Annotated in this window: 2 protein-coding genes; both read left to right on the top strand. The window is 72.6% G+C overall.

The features are described from left to right. Positions 1–96 precede the first annotated feature (96 nt). Complete coding sequence (locus ABD308_RS00380; protein WP_344322154.1) at positions 97–894, top strand: hypothetical protein; 798 nt, start codon at positions 97–99, stop codon at positions 892–894. Continuing rightward, positions 891–1,235 (top strand): winged helix-turn-helix domain-containing protein, encoded by a 345-nt coding sequence (locus tag ABD308_RS00375; RefSeq protein ID WP_344322150.1) that lies wholly within the window; start codon positions 891–893, stop codon positions 1,233–1,235. Before ABD308_RS00380 ends, ABD308_RS00375 begins: the two co-directional genes overlap by 4 nt. The last annotated feature ends 370 nt before the right edge of the window (positions 1,236–1,605 follow it).

Below are 1,605 nucleotides of genomic sequence, written 5' to 3'. Positions count from 1 at the left end.
TCGCTTTGCCATGCCGTGAGCTCTTGACCGCAATCTACTTTGCGATGCAAAGTTGCCGGACCGGAATCAGCTGACGCGACGTCACCAGGGGGAACCATGAGCACACTGCACCGGAGCGACCCGGCGGAACTGCTCGCCGCGACGGAGGGCCTGCGCGCCCGGGCCCGCACCCGCCTGCGCGGCTCGGGCGTCCCGCTGCTCGCCTTCGGCCTGCTGGCGCTGGCCGCCGTACCGATCGCCCGGGAGACCTACAACTTCCCGCCCGACGGACGCAGCATCACCTCGTACCCGACGTTCGCGTACTCGGAGCACATCGGCCTCTGCGTGCCGCACTCGCTCGACGGGCCGTGCCTGGCGGGCGAGTTCGACGGAGCCATCCTGCGCTTCGCAGGCTGGGGCCTCTGGTACGCCCTCCTCCCGCTCGCCTGGTTCGCCCTCGCCCGCTGGTACCGGCGGCGCGGGGAGACCCGCGGCATCGTCCCGCACCGCCGCGCCTGGCTCGGCACGGCAGCCGTCGCCGGCGTCCTGATCGCGGCCATCCCGGTCGTCCTCCTGCGGTTCGCCCGCCGGGTGCCGGACAGCCTTTCCTTCCTCGCGAACGACTACGCCTCGCCCTGGTACGTGGTCGGCATCGGCCTGCTCGTGCTGGGCCTCACCGAGCGCAACCGCCTGGTCGCCGGCACCGGGCTCGCCCACGCCGCGCTGCTCACCGCCTACCTCTCGGGGCTCTGGGGCAGCGGCTGGCTGCCGGGGCTCGACCACTTCGACGGATCCTGGGCCAACGGCCCCCAGCCCAAGGCCCTGCTGCTCGCCGCCGTCCTGCTCGCCCCCGGCCTGGCCCAGTGGACCACCGAGCGCCGAGCGTCCGCCGCATCCCGTACGGTCACCCCATGAGCCTTGCGGACGACACCGAGGAGCGGCACCCGACCCTGGCCCTGGACGACACCGTCCACCAGCGGGTCCGGCTCGGGATCCTGGCGATCGCCCGCGAGGCCGAGAGCGTCGAGTTCGCCTTCCTCAAGCAGGAGTTGGGGCTCACCGACGGGAACCTCTCGCGCCATCTGAAGGTTCTGGAGGACTCCGGCCTGGTGGCGGTGCACAAGGGCTACGCCGGCCGCCGGCCCCGCACCTGGGTCGTCCTCACCCCCGCCGGCGCCCAGGCCCTCGACCGCGAACTGCGCGCCCTGCGCGCCCTCGTCCACCGCCTGGAATCCGCCGGCCCACCCCCCACCTGACCACCCCCGCTCCGCCGGCCCGACGGCCGAGCCGCGCTGGGCCATCGCTGGCAGGACCGGCCCGCCCTTGAACCCCGGAGTGAAAAGTCGGGTGGGCCGACTTTCCACTCCACCCCTGGTACTCAATGGGTCACTGCGGCTGCTGCGGTATACCCGGAGTGGGAAGTCGACCCCATCGACTTCCCACTCCGCACCGCCCCACCCATCCGCCTGCGACGAGCGCAACGGGTGGCCGCCGCGCCTCGCTCGACGCGCGCGAGGACCGGCGGGAGCGGGCGGGTGTGGTTGCCAAGGAAGCGAGGTGTCCAGGGTGGAGTGAGAAGTCGGAATGGCCGACTTCTCACTCCACATGGGGCAGTCCGCCGCAAGG

The organism is Kitasatospora putterlickiae (assembly GCF_039527695.1).
Lineage (GTDB): Bacteria > Actinomycetota > Actinomycetes > Streptomycetales > Streptomycetaceae > Kitasatospora > Kitasatospora putterlickiae.
Note: the sequence above shows the minus strand (reverse complement) of the source record. Positions and strands in the feature narration are given on the sequence as shown.

What these genes read in the sequence shown, in the direction of transcription:
- ABD308_RS00375 (WP_344322150.1), top strand. Translation starts at nt 891, where the DNA reads ATGAGCCTTGCGGACGACACCGAGGAGCGGCACCCGACCCTGGCCCTG.
- ABD308_RS00380 (WP_344322154.1), top strand. Translation starts at nt 97, where the DNA reads ATGAGCACACTGCACCGGAGCGACCCGGCGGAACTGCTCGCCGCGACG.